Here is a 13,545-nt window from a genome sequence, read left to right as displayed (position 1 = left end):
CACAGCGTGCTTCCCAGCCCTGCCGATGACACCGTCCACGTTGCCATGAGCACCGGCGGCGTCTACCGCTCCACGGACGGCGGGCAATCCTGGGAGCCACGGAACAAGGGAATCTCCGCCTATTTCATGCCGGACCCGAACCCCGAGTTTGGCCAGTGCGTCCACAAGATCGCCCGCGACTCCGTGAACCCCCAGCGCCTCTATGCGCAGAACCACCACGGCGTCTACCGGTCCGACGACGGCGCCGAGACGTGGGAATCAATCGCCGACGGGTTGCCGGCGGACTTCGGTTTTGTGATGCTCTCGCATCCCCGCCGCAGCGGAACCGCCTGGGTTGTCCCCCTGAAGGCGGACGGCGAGCGGATCCCGCCGGATGCCCGGCTGGCAGTCCACCGCACCGACGACGCCGGTGCCACCTGGACACGGCTGGACAAGGGACTGCCTCCCACCGAATACAACGCCGTACTGCGCGATGCCGCCGGTGTGGACACCGCTGATCCGGTGGGCGTCTATTTCGGGACCCGGGGTGGTTCGGTCTATGCCAGCGCCGACGAGGGTGAAAACTTCACTGAAGTGGCATCGCACCTTCCGGACGTGCTCTGTGTGCGTGCCGCCGTCGTCGTCGGTTCTGCAGCGCCCGTTGCCTCGCCATGAGTCCCGTCACCGTTCTCATTCCGACCCTGCTGCGGCCGCTGGTCGGGGACCGCTCCGCCGTGGAGGTTCCGCTGGAAGCTCCCGCGCCGGTCTCCGCGGTCCTGGATTCCGTGGCTGACGGACGGCCCGTCTTCGCACGCCGGATCCGGGACGAGACCGGGGCACTGCGACGCTACGTGAATGTCTATGTGGACGGTGAGGACGTGCGCCGGGCGGACGGCCTTGCCACGCCGGTATCGCCGGGCTCCGAGGTGATGATCATTCAGTCGGTAGCGGGCGGCTGATTTCCCCGCAACCGGTGCGGAAGCTCCCCGACCCGCTGTTCACACCGTCCAATGCCCTCGTTGACCCGGACGGTTTCCGCACCGAGCAGGAGCCCGATTGAATAGCCGTGCGCGGTGCCCGAGAGGTCCTGGGCGGCGCGGGCCAGCCATGTGCGCAGGACGACGGCGTCCATGATTTCCCCGAGCTCCTGTTGGTATCGCTTGGCCTCCGCGGCGGCCCTGCGGCGCTTCTTACCCGGGCGCACACCGGCTGACATCAGCGCCGAACGCACATAGCGCACCTGTTTGACGGCCTTGCGCACCTCGTGGACATGCTCGAGGATCGCTTCTCCCCTGTCCCGGTTATCGGCGCCGGCGGCGACGCGTGCGGCCTTGCGGAGGCTGCGCTTGACCGTTCGATTGGCAAGCCAGCGGGAAGACTTGCCCTCTACCTTGTCGGTGAAGGGCGGCTGCCGGGCAAAGGCCTGAACGTCCGTGACCAGCTTCAGGTGTTCCTTCGTCTTCAGGTGTTGCTTTGCACGGGCGGCCGCGGTGGTCGCCTCGTCATCCGCCCTGCGTTGCAGCAGTTCCACGGTTTCACCGTCAATGGGCTGCCCGAGCGTTTCGACCCGGGCAGGCAGCAGCTCGGCGGTGATCTCTGCGTCGCGCGCTGCACCGAGCACCCGGGCCAGGTTCCTGAGCCGAAGGGCCAACTCATCGGCACGGCCGGAATCGAGAAGGGGCGATGCCGCCTTCAGGACGGCCCGTAGCGACCGACAGGTGACCCGCAGCTGGTGCGCCGCGTCGGGACGCGTCCGCCGGACTGCCTGGTCCCAGGAGACAAACTGTTCTGAAAGGTTCGTGAGGACCGCGGTGAGCGCAGCGGCAGCGTCCTCACGTTCGTTCCTCCCGCCGTCGTCGTCGGTTTTGCTTGGTGCGTCAGGGTGCTGCGGGCTCACGGGAACCATCATTCCTGACCTTGCCCGTGTCCACCACAGGAATTCGCGCCGCCCCTCACGGGGCGTTTCCTCCATGCTCGGCGGAGTAGCGTGGCTTCATGCCTGAGTTCCGGTATGACGTTGAGATCCTGCACCTGCTCGTGTCCCCGCAGCACGCCTATTTCGGCCGGGCACGGGATGGAGCAGCGGAAGTAGCGACAGTGGATGCCGCAGAGGCTGAGGTGGTTGCGGGTAAGGGGATTGTCGGGGACAGGTTCTTCGGGAAAGCGGCGCACATGGACGCTGCCGTCACGGTGTTCTCGGTGGAGGCCTTGGAGGCGATAGCCGCGGAGCTTGGCGCCGCCGCTTTCGATCCGATGCTGACCCGGCGCAATGTCATCCTCCGGGGTGCCCACCTGCCGCCGCTGGTCAGTGAGGAGTTCACGGTTGAATCCGGCAGCGGCCGGGTGACCCTGAAGGGCGGGCGGGCGGCGCATCCGTGTGCGTGGATGGACCGGATGCTCGCTCCCGGAGCGCATGCGGCCATGCGCGGCCGAGGTGGGGTGCGGTGCCAGCCGCTGACGTCCGGGGTTCTGCACAGGGGTCCTGGTGTGTTGGTGAGCCCGGTGGAGCTTGACCCGGTGCGGGCGGGCGAGCCGCATCGGCTGAAACCCGGTCGGCTGCCCTGACCGGTTGCCCGGCTGTTAGAACCCCCCGGTGTCAGCCGCCATGTTGTTGAAGCGCGAGTAGTGGCCCTGGAACCCGACCACGAGGGTCTTGGTGGGACCGTTACGGTGCTTCGCGACGATGACGTCGGCCTCGCCGGCCCGCGGTGACTCCTTGTCATAGACGTCATCACGGTGGAGGAGGATAACCATATCGGCATCCTGCTCGATTGAGTTGTGTACGGCGATTCCGTTGGCGACGAAGTTGTGGTTTCCGAGCACTGTTGCGTCGAATACCTCTTCCTCGCCGTCCGGTTCGATGCTGACAACGCTGTCCCAGAGAAGGTCATTGACGGCCATGACGTCGAGCTCCGCTGAATCCAGGACCGCGGCGACGCGAGCCAGCCGCTGCCGTGAGGGAGCCGCCTTGTAGAGCGTTGAACCACAGTATTGGGTTCCAAGAGCTGCCTGGAACTGACGGTGTGTCATATCCTTCTCGGCCAGAATGGATTTCACGTCATCCCAGACCTGGAGTGGAACGGTATCGACGTTGGTGTTGGCCGCCTTGTCGCGGATGAGCTCGAGCAGACGCCCGCATGCTGCCGAGCGGGCACCGTGAACACCGATCTCCTGGAGGAATCGCCGCTGATCATCCCCGCCGGAAACGTCAAGGGTGTAACCCGGGCGGTAGTTGGCCTTCGGGGTGGCCGTTTTCACGCGTGCACTGATTCCGAAGCGGAGAAGGAGACGCGCGACGTCGTCGACCAGGCGGCGGGAAGTCGAGGCGTAGTAGATGCGGCCGCCCGTGCCGGCACGGTTTACCGTCACGGAACCGTCCGTTGCCCACAGGTGTTTCAGGAACAGAGAGATCTGGGCTTTAGGTAGCGCAAAGACTTCCTCCGGCACGAACTTCTCGTGACTGCGCGCCCCGAAGAGGCTGAGCCCATCCAGCCACGCAGCAATCGGGTTCCGCTTGCCATGAGTCAACCGATAGGGCGCGGGGAGGCGAACCGTGATGCACCGTGCGGCGGCATAGTCATCTCGAACTGCTGTGATGCCGAAGAACTTCGCGGCTTCTGAAACAGCCACTACATTCGCTTCATCCTGGGTCGCGTAGCGGATCGGCTGGCGCTTCACAAAGGACCCGTCCCCCAACAGATGCGCCAGAAGAATGACTTGGGAGTCATCCCAATGGGTTCGCTCTGACGGGCCGTTGACGTGTCGGGGCACACCAAGTCGGTCCCCGACTTTCAAGTGCCCGAGGGCACGCCACCCGTCATAGGTGAAGAACGGGTGGTTCGACGTAGCTCGGATGGTCTTTCCTGAGGCGAGAGTGAGGCGATAGACCTCTTTGACTCCCGTTGAAAAAACGTGGGTCAGGTGGCGTTCGACATATCGCAGGCTGTCGTCCAGCGACCAGACCGGCACATCCCGAGCCCCGGAACGGAAGAGCTCACCCATGGTGGTTTCCGCTCCGGTGTCCGAGCGAAGCACCCGGGTATCGGCGGTGAGACAGCCAGATTCGCGAAGGTCTGAGACCATCGGCCGCTTGTCTGTGCGCTGCTCGGACCCACGGTTGAGCTGCGACAGGGCGACAACGGGGACGTTGAGCTCCTTGGCCAGCAGCTTCAGCGCACGCGAGAACTCCGAGACTTCCTGCTGGCGGGACTCCACCCGTTTTCCGGAGGACATCAGCTGCAGATAATCAAGGACAACGAGCTTCAGATCGTGCCGCTGCTTCAGCCGGCGGCACTTCGCGCGGATCTCCATCAGGGACATGTTGGGGCTGTCGTCGATGAAGAGCGGGGCATCATTCATGCGGCCCATCGTCGTGGCGATCTTCCCCCACTGCTCGTCCTTGACAGTTCCCTTACGCAGGTCCTGCAGGCCGATAGTGGCCTCCGCGGACAACAGGCGCATAGCAATTTCGTTTCGGCCCATTTCCAGGGAGAAGAAAACGGTGGTCATGTTGTGCTTGATGGCGGCCGATCGCGCCCAGTCGAGTGCGAACGTCGAGTTGTGTGTTGGTATAAAGGACCTGCCTGCCAGATACAGGTGTTCAGCGTTGGCCACCTGTATGCACCGGACCGGAACCGACCCAATCGGCTCCACGGACGTGATGAACCGCTGAGTCCGTTTCGGAGTAGACCGGCAGTCCCGCTCCTTGTGGAGGATCTGCTTCCGGGTAAGGCCAAACACCGTGTCTTCAGTCGAGAAAGTGATGACGAAGCAGGTCGAGGAGGCCACCCTGCGGCCTTTCACGGGCTTTTCCCACCAGCCCGTGCGGTACCCGAGACTCAATGCAAGCTCGCGGAAGTCACGCGCAAGCCGTTCATGCGTGACAGCAAACTGGACACAACCATTTACTGTAACAGTGCCGTCGGTATCGAGCAATCCGGCGAGAAGAGCGCGCCGCTGTGATTCACTCGCGCGCAGATACTGGGAGGGAATGTGTTTGTTCCCGAGCACCCCGAGGGTGCGCAACGCTGCGGCGAGGGCCGGATCTTCCTGGGCCGTGGCGTAACCTTCCCCTCCTATGCGGAGCAGAACCTCCTCGTCAGTGGTGGTGATTCTCGCTGCGGCCGACGCTCCGTCACCGAGCCACGCACCGAGGGTGTATGGCTCGATGGGAAGTTTGGCCTCGGGCAGGTCCAACGGCCGGGTATTGCGCACCGAGTGGTTCAGCCGCTTATCGCCGGTGTTGCACCGGAGGGTCTCAGCAATTTCCGCCGTTGTCCGGACTGCAGGGGCACTGCGTTGCAGACTTTGCGGTCCATTACGACCGATCATCTCCTGCGCAGCTTTGCGGGACGCCCGCGTATGGGTCAGCCACTGATGTTCCGCATCGGCAACGATGGTTGAGCCGTCGTCAAAGGTGACCCGGAAGCATGGCCGATCAGGCATCACTTCAGTAGCAGCAACAACCGTCGTCGGGCTGCCGTCAGCTGCAATCACCTCATCGCCCACGGACACTTCCCCCATGGTGGTCCAACCTGTGGGCGTGGGGAGCGGTGTGTCGAGAGCCAACGCCTTGCCCATAGCCGGCCTCGCCGCAATGACAATCATCTGTCCGCCATGCAGACCCTGGGTGAGCTCATCGAACTCATAGAAGCCCGTGGGGACTCCCGTCATTCCTTCGCCGCGATGTCCGGCCGATTCGATCTCATCGACGGTGCCCTCGATGATGTCCTTCAAGGGGACGTAGTCTTCTGCCGTGCGCCGTTCCGCGACCGCGTAGACCTCAGCCTGGGCGGCGTTGACAATGTCATCAACCTCGCCGTCATTGGAGTATCCGAGCTGCACAATCTTGGTGCCGGCATCCACCAGGCGGCGCAGGACAGCGCGCTCACGGACAATCTCAGCGTAGAAACCGGCGTTCGCGGCGGTGGGCACGGACTGGATCAGCGTGTGCAGGTAGGCAGGGCCGCCGATGCGGGAGATTTCCCCGCGCTTGGTGAGCTCATCCGAGACCGTGACGGCATCCGCGGGTTCGCCGCGGCCATAGAGGTCGATGATCGATTCGTAGATGCTCTCGTGGGCCGGGCGGTAGAAGTCCACTCCGCGCAGCACTTCGACGCAGTCTGCGATGGCGTCCTTCGAGAGCATCATTCCGCCAAGGACGGACTGCTCAGCCACGAGGTCTTGGGGAGGGGTCCGGGAGAATCCGGGTGAACGCGTGTCTTCTGATGAATCCGCATGAGCCAAAGACACTGGTGCGGCCTTTCTTCCCGAAACTTCCCCGAATCCCTACACCGGGTGCCCGTAGGCGGACGGTGAATCCGAGCTGAATAACCATAGGTACCAGCCGCCACCGACAGTCTCTGCGGTATGGGATACCCCGCAACGGTAGTGCCCGGCAGCCCACCTGCCAACTGAGTTATCCACAGGGGGTGTGAATAAGTGGGTAATTGTCCGGCGTGTTGTGTGGGGACACTGGGGATAACTATGTGGATTTACATCGGACATTCCCCATAACTCCGTTCTGACCTGCGCAAACACCCTGCGCAGCCTGTGGAGAAAAAGATTTTTGGGCCAACATTCATCCCCGGCTTCCGTGTTGACAGAAGCAGAAATTGCCCGTATCGCGGTGTGTTTATGCACCGGCTATCCACAACGGACGATCAAATAACTATGGCCTGGGTCACACTGCATTCCGGCCGCGACATGCCTCTATGCCATGCTGATGATGTATCGGTTCTGGATATACAAACGAGGGAATACTCCACTTGAAGGACATACCGCTGGCGTCGAGTGCACCGTCCTGGTAATTGCGCCTCCGGCCAGCTGGGGCTCAATGAGCTCCGCCCCAAGAGCAGAGCACAGCAAAGGCCCCCACTCCGTGAAGAGTGAGGGCCTTTACGCCGAACCAAAAACTAGCGCGTCGCGACTACCCCGAACTCGCTTCGCTCGTCCGGGGACCCCTCGTCGCTAGCTGGCGACGACGTCCAGATCGATGACAGCGGCAACGTCCTCGTGCAGACGGACGTTGGCCTGGTAGCTGCCGACAGACTTGATGTGTGCCGGCAGTTCAACCTTGCGCTTGTCGATGGAACCGAGTCCGGCGGCCTCGACAGCCTTTGCGACGTCGTCGGCCTTTACGGTCCCGAAGAGGCGGCCTGACTCGCCGGCCTTGACGGTCAGCTTGACCGGCTTGGCCTGCAGGGCTGCAGCCTGACGTTGGGCGTCCTCAAGGGATGCGTGCTCGCGAGCGGCACGTGCAGCCTTGATGGACTCCACCTGCTTCTCGCCACCCTTGGTCCAGGTGAGAGCGAAGCCGCGGGGCAGAAGGTAGTTACGTGCGTAACCGTTCTTTACCTCGACTACATCGCCTGCGGTGCCCAGACCGGTGACTTCCTGGGTAAGAATAAGCTTTGCCATGGTGTGTTCCTTTCCTTAGCCGCGGCCTGCGCCGGAGTAAGGCAGGAGGGCAACTTCGCGGGCGTTCTTGATTGCCAGAGCGATTTTGCGCTGTTCCTGCACGGTCACACCGGTTACACGGCGCGCACGGATCTTTCCGCGGTCGGAAATGAACTTACGCAGCAGTGCTACGTCCTTGTAGTCGATGACGGTGACGTCAGCGGCCTTCAAGGGGTTGGACTTTGGTTTGGGCTTACGAAGTTCAGCCTTAGCCATCGTGGTGCTCCTTATGTCTGGTGGAGCCCGCAGAACGGTTCTGCGGGATGGGAATTATCTGGTGAAAGCGCCTCCATATGCGGCGGCGCTTCCTGGAAGGCCTAGAAGGGGGGTTCGGACGAATCCGGACCGTTGCCCCAGCCCGACGAGTTTCCGCCGGCCGGTGCACCCCATGGATCCTGCTGCGCAGGCTGCTGGCTCTGCTGGCCGCCGCCGCCCCAACCCTGGTTGGAGCCGCCACCGGCACCGCCGCCGAAGCCGCCGCCGCCACCACCGCCGGAGCGCTGGGTGCGGCTTACCTTGGCGGATGCGTAGCGCAGGGATGGACCGATTTCGTCCACCTCCAGCTCCATGACGGTGCGCTTCTCGCCTTCCTTGGTGTCATACGAGCGTGACTTGAGGCGGCCCTGTGCAACAACGCGGGTTCCCTTGGTGAGGGTTTCCGCGACGTTCTCAGCCGCTTCACGCCAGACCGACGCCCGGAGGAACAGCGTTTCGCCGTCCTTCCACTCGTTGGACTGACGGTCGAAGGTCCGCGGCGTCGACGCAATGGTGAAATTAGCCACTGCAGAGCCTGACGGGGTGAAACGAAGTTCCGGGTCGCTGGTGAGATTACCGACGACCGTGATTGTGGTCTCGCCTGCCATGGTGCCTCCTACGGTCACGGGCCCACCGGAGTGGACCTGGTTGAAAGCCGAAACTACTCGGCGGAAACCTTCTGCTCCTCGGGGCGGATGATCTTGGTGCGCATGATGGTCTCGTTCAGACCAAGCTGGCGGTCAAGTTCAGCAGCAACAGCCGGGGTGGCGGTGAAGTTGACGACGGCGTAAATGCCCTCGGACTTCTTCTTGATTTCGTAGGCCAACCGGCGACGTCCCCAGATGTCTACCTTGTCAACAGTGCCTTCACCGTTGCGTACAACGTTCAGGAACTTCTCAAGGGTTGGCTCAACGGTACGTTCCTCGACATCGGGGTCGATGATTACCATCAGTTCATATGCACGCATTTGTGAACCCACCTCCTCTGGGCTAAACGGTCGCGGTCCTTCCGCAACAGGAGGTTCTTTTGCGTTGTCCCGTGCGGCTGCCACCGCCTTACTTCCAGCGATGCCACGTCCGGCACGGACTCATCAATACTACCGGACCGGAAACGGGTCTCCGAACCGGCTGTGGACAACCCTCCGGGCCTAGGAAACCGGGTCGTGGGAGACCGAGAAGAACCGGCGCGCCACCCGGGTGAGCTGGTAGGGGTCCTCCACACCGCACAATTCCCGTGCGGAATGCATGGACAACAGCGGAACGCCGACGTCAACGGTACGGATTCCCAGCCTGGTCGCAGTGAGCGGACCGATGGTGGATCCGCACGGCATCACGTTGTTGGACACGAACTCCTGGTATGGCGCACCGGCGTCCCTGCACAGGCGCGCCCAATAGGCGGCACCCGGAGCATCGGTGGTGTACCGCTGGTTCGCGTTGATCTTCAGCAGCGGACCGCCGCCGAGAACAGGGTGGTTGGCAGGGTCGTGACGCTCCGCATAGTTGGGATGGACGGCGTGACCGGCATCCGCGGAAACACAGAACGACGACGCGAAGGCCCGCCGCCGCTGCTCCTCACCGGCTCCGAGGCCCGCGGAAATCCGGTGCAGCATGTCCTCGAGGAACGGTCCGCTGGCACCCGAACGCGAACCGCTGCCGACTTCCTCGTGATCAAAGGCGGCCAGCACAGCAATGGGTGCGCTCCCGGCGTCGTTCCTGGTTGCCTGAATGAGGGCCGTGAGGCCGGCGTGCACTGAGGAGAGGTTGTCCAGCCGCCCCGACGCGAAGAATTCCCCGTCCGCCCCGAAGACGCGGGGTTGCTGGGTGTCGGCAACGACGACGTCGAAACCGCCGATGTCCCGCGCCTCCAGGTCGGCGTCCACGGCAAGGATCTGCAGGAGGTCCGCCCGGGCCGGATCGCCGAGGCCCCAGACCGGATTCATGTGCTGCTGCTTGTCGAGCTTCAGCCCGTCGTTGACCGACCGGTCAAGGTGGATGGCCAGCTGGGGGAAGCGCAGCAGCGGCCCGGTATGGACCAGGTGCTCGGCGCCGTCGTGGGTGACCACCCGGCCGGCGAGCGCCAGCTCACGGTCCAGCCAGGAGTTCAGCAGGGGCCCGCCGTAGACCTCGACGCCGGCCTGCAGCCAGCCGTGGCGGCCGATGGTGGGTTTGGGCTTGAGTTTGAAGGACGGCGAGTCGGTGTGGGCGCCGAGGATGTGGAAGGCCGTGGTTTCCGTTGCGGACGGCGGCGTGATCCACGCGATCAGGGCGCCGTCGCGGATCACGTAGAAGCGGCCGGGTCCGCCGTCCCAGGCGTCAGCCTCGTGCAGCCGGGTGAACCCGGCGGCCTCCAGGCGCACCCCTCCCTGGTGGGCGGCATGAAAGCTCGACGGCGAGGCACTGACGTAGGCGCCGAGGTCGGCGATGTGGGCGTGAGCGGCAGTCATGATGCAAGACTAGCTGCCGGGCGCGGTCTAGAAATCGAGGCCCTGGCTCGGGGTGACCAGGCCTGTCTCGTAGGCATACACCACGGCCTGAACCCTGTCCCGCAGATGCAGCTTGGTGAGAATGCGGCGCACGTGGGTTTTCACCGTCGCCTCGGACAGGAAGAACCGGCGTGCCAGCTCGGCGTTCGACAGCCCCTCGGCGATGGCGCCCAGCACTTCGAGCTCCCTCGGTGTCAGGTCCTGCAGCAGCGGGTCGCGGGGAAGTTTCGGCGTGTCGGGCCGGGAGCGGACGTATTCCTCGAGTAGGCGCTGCGTGACGCGGGGCGCGACGACCGCGTCGCCGCTGGCCACCACGCGGACGGCGTGGACCAGCTCCTTGGGCCCGACGTCCTTGAGCAGGAACGCCGAGGCGCCTGCCCGGAGGCCTGCGAACGCGTACTCATCGAGGTCGAAGGTGGTGAGGATGATGATCCGGGCACAGGCGCCGGATCCGGTGATACGCCGCGTGGCCTCGATCCCATCCAGTACCGGCATGCGCACATCCATGAGGACGACGTCGGGCTCCAGCCGTTCGGTAAGGCGCACAGCTTCCGCGCCGTCGGAGGCTTCCCCGACGATCCGCATGTCCTCCTCGCCCTCGAGGATGAGGCGGAATCCCATCCGCAGCAGGGGCTGGTCATCCACCAGGAGGACTCTGATCGGTTGGCTCACGCGGTTTTCTCCTGAAGATTCTCGGCGGGGGTGTGCAGTTCTGCCGTGACCGTCCAGCCGCCGGCCGCGCCCGGGCCGCAGTTCACCGTACCGCCGTAGATGGCGGCACGCTCCCGCATGCCGGCGATCCCCTGGCCGGAGCCGACCGACGGGACGGGGTCCATGGCGCCCCGGCCGTCGTCGGACACCCGGACCGTGACGGTGTCACCGGTCCTGGCGATCCGCACGTCGACTGCGGTGACGGCCTTGGCGTAGCGCAGCACGTTGGTCAGTGACTCCTGGACAATCCGGTAGACGGTCACCTGGAAGGCGGCATCGTCCGGCAGGCCCGGGCCGCTCACCTGCAGCCGGATGGGGAGGCCGGCGGCGCGGAAACCCTCGAGCAAGCCGGTCAGGGATCCGCCGGCCGGGAGCGGTGCGAGCGGGGCGGCGTCAGGCCCTTCACGCAGGACGCCCAGGACCCGGCGCATGTCCGCGAGGGCTGTCCGTCCGGTTGCGGAGAGCTCCGCAAGCACCTCCCGTGCGCGGTCCTGGTCCCGCTTCACTACAACTGCGGCGCCGTCCGAGAGTGCGATCATCACGGACAGGGAGTGGGCAACGACGTCGTGCATTTCGCGGGCGATCCGGTTCCGTTCATTGGCGGAGGCGAGTTCGGCGTTGCGCTCCGCCCACTCGCGGAGCTCGTTTTCGTGCAGTCTTTCGCGGCGGACGGTGGCGCCGAACCCGACGGCCACCACGTACCACATGACCGCGAAACCCATGATGACCCAGATCAGGTAGGGCTCCTCGACCGGCAGGGCATCGGGAATGAAGGCCAGCGGAACCACCGAGGTGGCAACGGCGGCCCCGAATGCGATGATTGCGGTCCGCAGCGGGAAGGCGACGGCCACCGCGTACAGGGCGAACCAGATCGCAATACCCACCGTCGACCGCGCGTCGGTGATCATGAGCGCAGCCGGCTCGGTGACGCAGAGCAGCCCGAGGACGATCAGCGGACGGCGGCGCCGGAAGAACAGGATGAGCGCGGCGATACCGATGGGAACCAGGCCCTGCCAACCGGCGGCCTCCTCGACGGGCAGGAGGACATTGGGCAGGCTCGCCACGAGGAACAGCAGGACGACGACGGTGTCCATCATGTGCGGATGGGAGCGGAAATATCCGCGGACGGGGCCGAGCCGCCGTGCGTTGATCTCGGTGAAGGAGACGGCGGCCGTTCGCTCCGCCGTCTCCTTCACCGAGGCTTTTTCACTCATGGAGTGAGCTTATGGCGTGTGCCGGTGCATCCGGTTACACGTCCCGTTTCCGGGTGACAATGAGCGATATGACCAGCAGGACGAGCGCCCAGCCGGTGAGCACCAGCGCGCCCTGCCCCTGTGTGAGGGCGCCGTCGGCGATGGTGATTGCCACCATCTGTTCGCCGGCGCTGCTGGGGAGGAAGCGCGCGGCGTCGGGAATCCAGTCGGCAATGCCGGCGAGCAGCGTAGCCACAAGGATGGGGACCACAAACAGGAGGCCGATGGTCGTGACAACGCCCCCGGCGGTGTTCCGCAGCAGCGTGCCGATGGACATCGCCAGGACGGCCACCAGGGCCAGGACGGATCCGGTGTTGATGATGTGCAGGAGGACGCCGTCGGTGTCCAGCCCGAACGCGAGCTCGGACGGCGCGAGAATCGGCTGGGCGACAAAGTACCCGGCAAACGCGGAACCCGCCCCCAGCACAAAGGCGATCAGCGCGAACACCAGCTGCTTGGCCAGCAGCGCCGGGATGCGTTTGGGGACCGCAACCATGGTGGACCGGATCATGCCGGTTCCCCATTCCGAGGCGATCAGCACCACAGCGAGCGATCCGATCAGCAGCTGCCCGAACACCAGCCCGGAACCCGGAATGGTGGCAACCAGTGACGTTGCGTCCGGGGCGCCCTGCACCTGGGCAGCCATCTCGGGGTTCGACTGCAGGTCGAGCAGCACCGTGGTCTGCCACGCGAACAGCGCTGCCAGGCCCACCATGATCACCACGGTGCTGGTCAGCATGATCACTGTGGAGGGAATGGTGGTGACCTTGATCCATTCGGACTTCAGGACCCGCAGGAAGTTCACGCCGGGGCCGGAGGCTGCACCGCGGCGGGCTGCTGTGTGTTCCGGGTTGGGTGCGGTGGCTGTGTGGGCCATGGCTACCTGCCTTCCTCGGCGCCGGTTCCGGCGGGTGACTGCGGAAGAGTATGGGAGTGGTACTCGACCTCGTCGGTGGTGAGCTGCATGTAGGCGTCCTCGAGCGAGGCCTGCAGCGGCGTCAGTTCGTAGACGAGGATGCGTCCGGCGAGCGCCGCCTCGGCGATCCGGCGGGAATCCGCCCCCGTGATCTCGAGGAGTTCCGGCTCGAGCTGCTGGCTGGTGACGCCGTCGGCCGCGAGCGCCCGCACCAGCTCTGCCGGGTTGTCGGTGCGTACGCGGGTGCGGGACTGGCCGTGTCCGTCGAGGATCTCGCTGATGGGGGCGTCGGCAATGATGCGCCCCCGCCCGATGACGATGAGATGGTCGGCGGTGAGCGCCATCTCGGACATCAGGTGCGAGGAGAGGAACACCGTGCGGCCCTCAGCCGCCAGACCCTTGGCCAGGTGCCGTACCCACTGGACACCTTCGGGATCGAGGCCGTTGACCGGCTCGTCGAGGATGACGGTGTGCGGATCACCGAGCAGCGC

At 64.8% G+C, this 13,545-nt stretch carries 13 protein-coding genes and 1 pseudogene; 3 read left to right on the top strand and 11 right to left on the bottom strand.

What is annotated here, in order from left to right:
- On the top strand, positions 1 to 654 hold a 654-nt coding region (locus tag X803_RS21280), incomplete at its 5' end, for a WD40/YVTN/BNR-like repeat-containing protein (RefSeq protein ID WP_035777647.1).
- Positions 651 to 938, top strand: a complete 288-nt coding sequence (locus X803_RS0102680) for a MoaD/ThiS family protein (RefSeq protein WP_026543919.1) — start codon at positions 651 to 653, stop codon at positions 936 to 938. The genes X803_RS21280 and X803_RS0102680, both read left to right, overlap by 4 nt.
- On the opposite strand, the gene X803_RS0102675 is transcribed toward X803_RS0102680, so the two are convergent.
- Positions 917 to 1,876, bottom strand: coding sequence for a CHAD domain-containing protein (locus X803_RS0102675; protein ID WP_162149180.1), 960 nt, complete (start codon positions 1,874 to 1,876; stop codon positions 917 to 919). The genes X803_RS0102680 and X803_RS0102675 overlap by 22 nt on opposite strands.
- Before the next feature lie 98 nt (positions 1,877 to 1,974).
- Here X803_RS0102675 and X803_RS0102670 point away from each other — a divergent pair, with 98 nt between their 5' ends.
- Complete coding sequence (locus X803_RS0102670) at positions 1,975 to 2,544, top strand: MOSC domain-containing protein (protein ID WP_026543917.1); 570 nt, start codon at positions 1,975 to 1,977, stop codon at positions 2,542 to 2,544.
- Between the two features lie 15 nt (positions 2,545 to 2,559).
- On the opposite strand, the gene X803_RS17375 is transcribed toward X803_RS0102670, so the two are convergent.
- The 10 genes and pseudogenes from X803_RS17375 to X803_RS17365 form a co-directional block, all read right to left on the bottom strand.
- Complete coding sequence (locus tag X803_RS17375) at positions 2,560 to 6,231, bottom strand: replicative DNA helicase (RefSeq protein ID WP_216699023.1); 3,672 nt, start codon at positions 6,229 to 6,231, stop codon at positions 2,560 to 2,562.
- Between the two features lie 717 nt (positions 6,232 to 6,948).
- Complete coding sequence (gene rplI, locus X803_RS0102660) at positions 6,949 to 7,398, bottom strand: 50S ribosomal protein L9 (protein ID WP_026543916.1); 450 nt, start codon at positions 7,396 to 7,398, stop codon at positions 6,949 to 6,951.
- A 15-nt stretch (positions 7,399 to 7,413) separates the two neighbouring features.
- Complete coding sequence (gene rpsR, locus X803_RS0102655) at positions 7,414 to 7,653, bottom strand: 30S ribosomal protein S18 (RefSeq protein ID WP_026543915.1); 240 nt, start codon at positions 7,651 to 7,653, stop codon at positions 7,414 to 7,416.
- 101 nt (positions 7,654 to 7,754) lie between these two features.
- Positions 7,755 to 8,300, bottom strand: a complete 546-nt coding sequence (locus X803_RS0102650) for a single-stranded DNA-binding protein (protein WP_026543914.1) — start codon at positions 8,298 to 8,300, stop codon at positions 7,755 to 7,757.
- Positions 8,301 to 8,353: 53 nt separating this feature from the next.
- Positions 8,354 to 8,659 (bottom strand): 30S ribosomal protein S6, encoded by a 306-nt coding sequence (gene rpsF / locus X803_RS0102645; protein ID WP_026543913.1) that lies wholly within the window; start codon positions 8,657 to 8,659, stop codon positions 8,354 to 8,356.
- A 180-nt stretch (positions 8,660 to 8,839) separates the two neighbouring features.
- Positions 8,840 to 10,135, bottom strand: a complete 1,296-nt coding sequence (locus X803_RS0102640) for a M18 family aminopeptidase (protein ID WP_026543912.1) — start codon at positions 10,133 to 10,135, stop codon at positions 8,840 to 8,842.
- A gap of 27 nt (positions 10,136 to 10,162) precedes the next feature.
- Positions 10,163 to 10,846 carry a response regulator gene (locus X803_RS0102635; RefSeq protein WP_026543911.1) on the bottom strand — a complete coding sequence of 228 codons (684 nt, stop codon included), beginning with the start codon at positions 10,844 to 10,846 and terminating at the stop codon, positions 10,163 to 10,165.
- A complete protein-coding gene (locus X803_RS0102630; RefSeq protein ID WP_026543910.1) occupies positions 10,843 to 12,099 on the bottom strand; it encodes a sensor histidine kinase in 1,257 nt (418 codons plus the stop codon). The genes X803_RS0102635 and X803_RS0102630 overlap by 4 nt, the downstream gene beginning before the upstream one ends.
- A 34-nt stretch (positions 12,100 to 12,133) precedes the next feature.
- Entirely contained in the window at positions 12,134 to 13,015 is an 882-nt protein-coding gene (locus tag X803_RS17370; RefSeq protein WP_051470382.1) for an ABC transporter permease, read from the bottom strand.
- Positions 13,016 to 13,017: 2 nt separating this feature from the next.
- Positions 13,018 to 13,545: pseudogene (locus X803_RS17365) on the bottom strand (ABC transporter ATP-binding protein); the annotation flags it as partial.

The organism is Arthrobacter sp. 35/47 (assembly GCF_000520475.1).
Classification (GTDB): domain Bacteria; phylum Actinomycetota; class Actinomycetes; order Actinomycetales; family Micrococcaceae; genus Arthrobacter_D; species Arthrobacter_D subterraneus.
The sequence above is the reverse complement of the archived record's forward strand: the minus strand, read 5'-3'. Positions and strand labels throughout refer to the sequence as shown.

What these genes read in the sequence shown, in the direction of transcription:
- X803_RS0102680 (WP_026543919.1), top strand. Translation starts at nt 651, where the DNA reads ATGAGTCCCGTCACCGTTCTCATTCCGACCCTGCTGCGGCCGCTGGTC.
- X803_RS0102670 (WP_026543917.1), top strand. Translation starts at nt 1,975, where the DNA reads ATGCCTGAGTTCCGGTATGACGTTGAGATCCTGCACCTGCTCGTGTCC.
- rplI (WP_026543916.1), bottom strand. Translation starts at nt 7,398, where the DNA reads ATGGCAAAGCTTATTCTTACCCAGGAAGTCACCGGTCTGGGCACCGCA.
- rpsR (WP_026543915.1), bottom strand. Translation starts at nt 7,653, where the DNA reads ATGGCTAAGGCTGAACTTCGTAAGCCCAAACCAAAGTCCAACCCCTTG.
- X803_RS0102650 (WP_026543914.1), bottom strand. Translation starts at nt 8,300, where the DNA reads ATGGCAGGCGAGACCACAATCACGGTCGTCGGTAATCTCACCAGCGAC.
- rpsF (WP_026543913.1), bottom strand. Translation starts at nt 8,659, where the DNA reads ATGCGTGCATATGAACTGATGGTAATCATCGACCCCGATGTCGAGGAA.
- X803_RS0102640 (WP_026543912.1), bottom strand. Translation starts at nt 10,135, where the DNA reads ATGACTGCCGCTCACGCCCACATCGCCGACCTCGGCGCCTACGTCAGT.
- X803_RS0102630 (WP_026543910.1), bottom strand. Translation starts at nt 12,099, where the DNA reads ATGAGTGAAAAAGCCTCGGTGAAGGAGACGGCGGAGCGAACGGCCGCC.
- X803_RS17370 (WP_051470382.1), bottom strand. Translation starts at nt 13,015, where the DNA reads ATGGCCCACACAGCCACCGCACCCAACCCGGAACACACAGCAGCCCGC.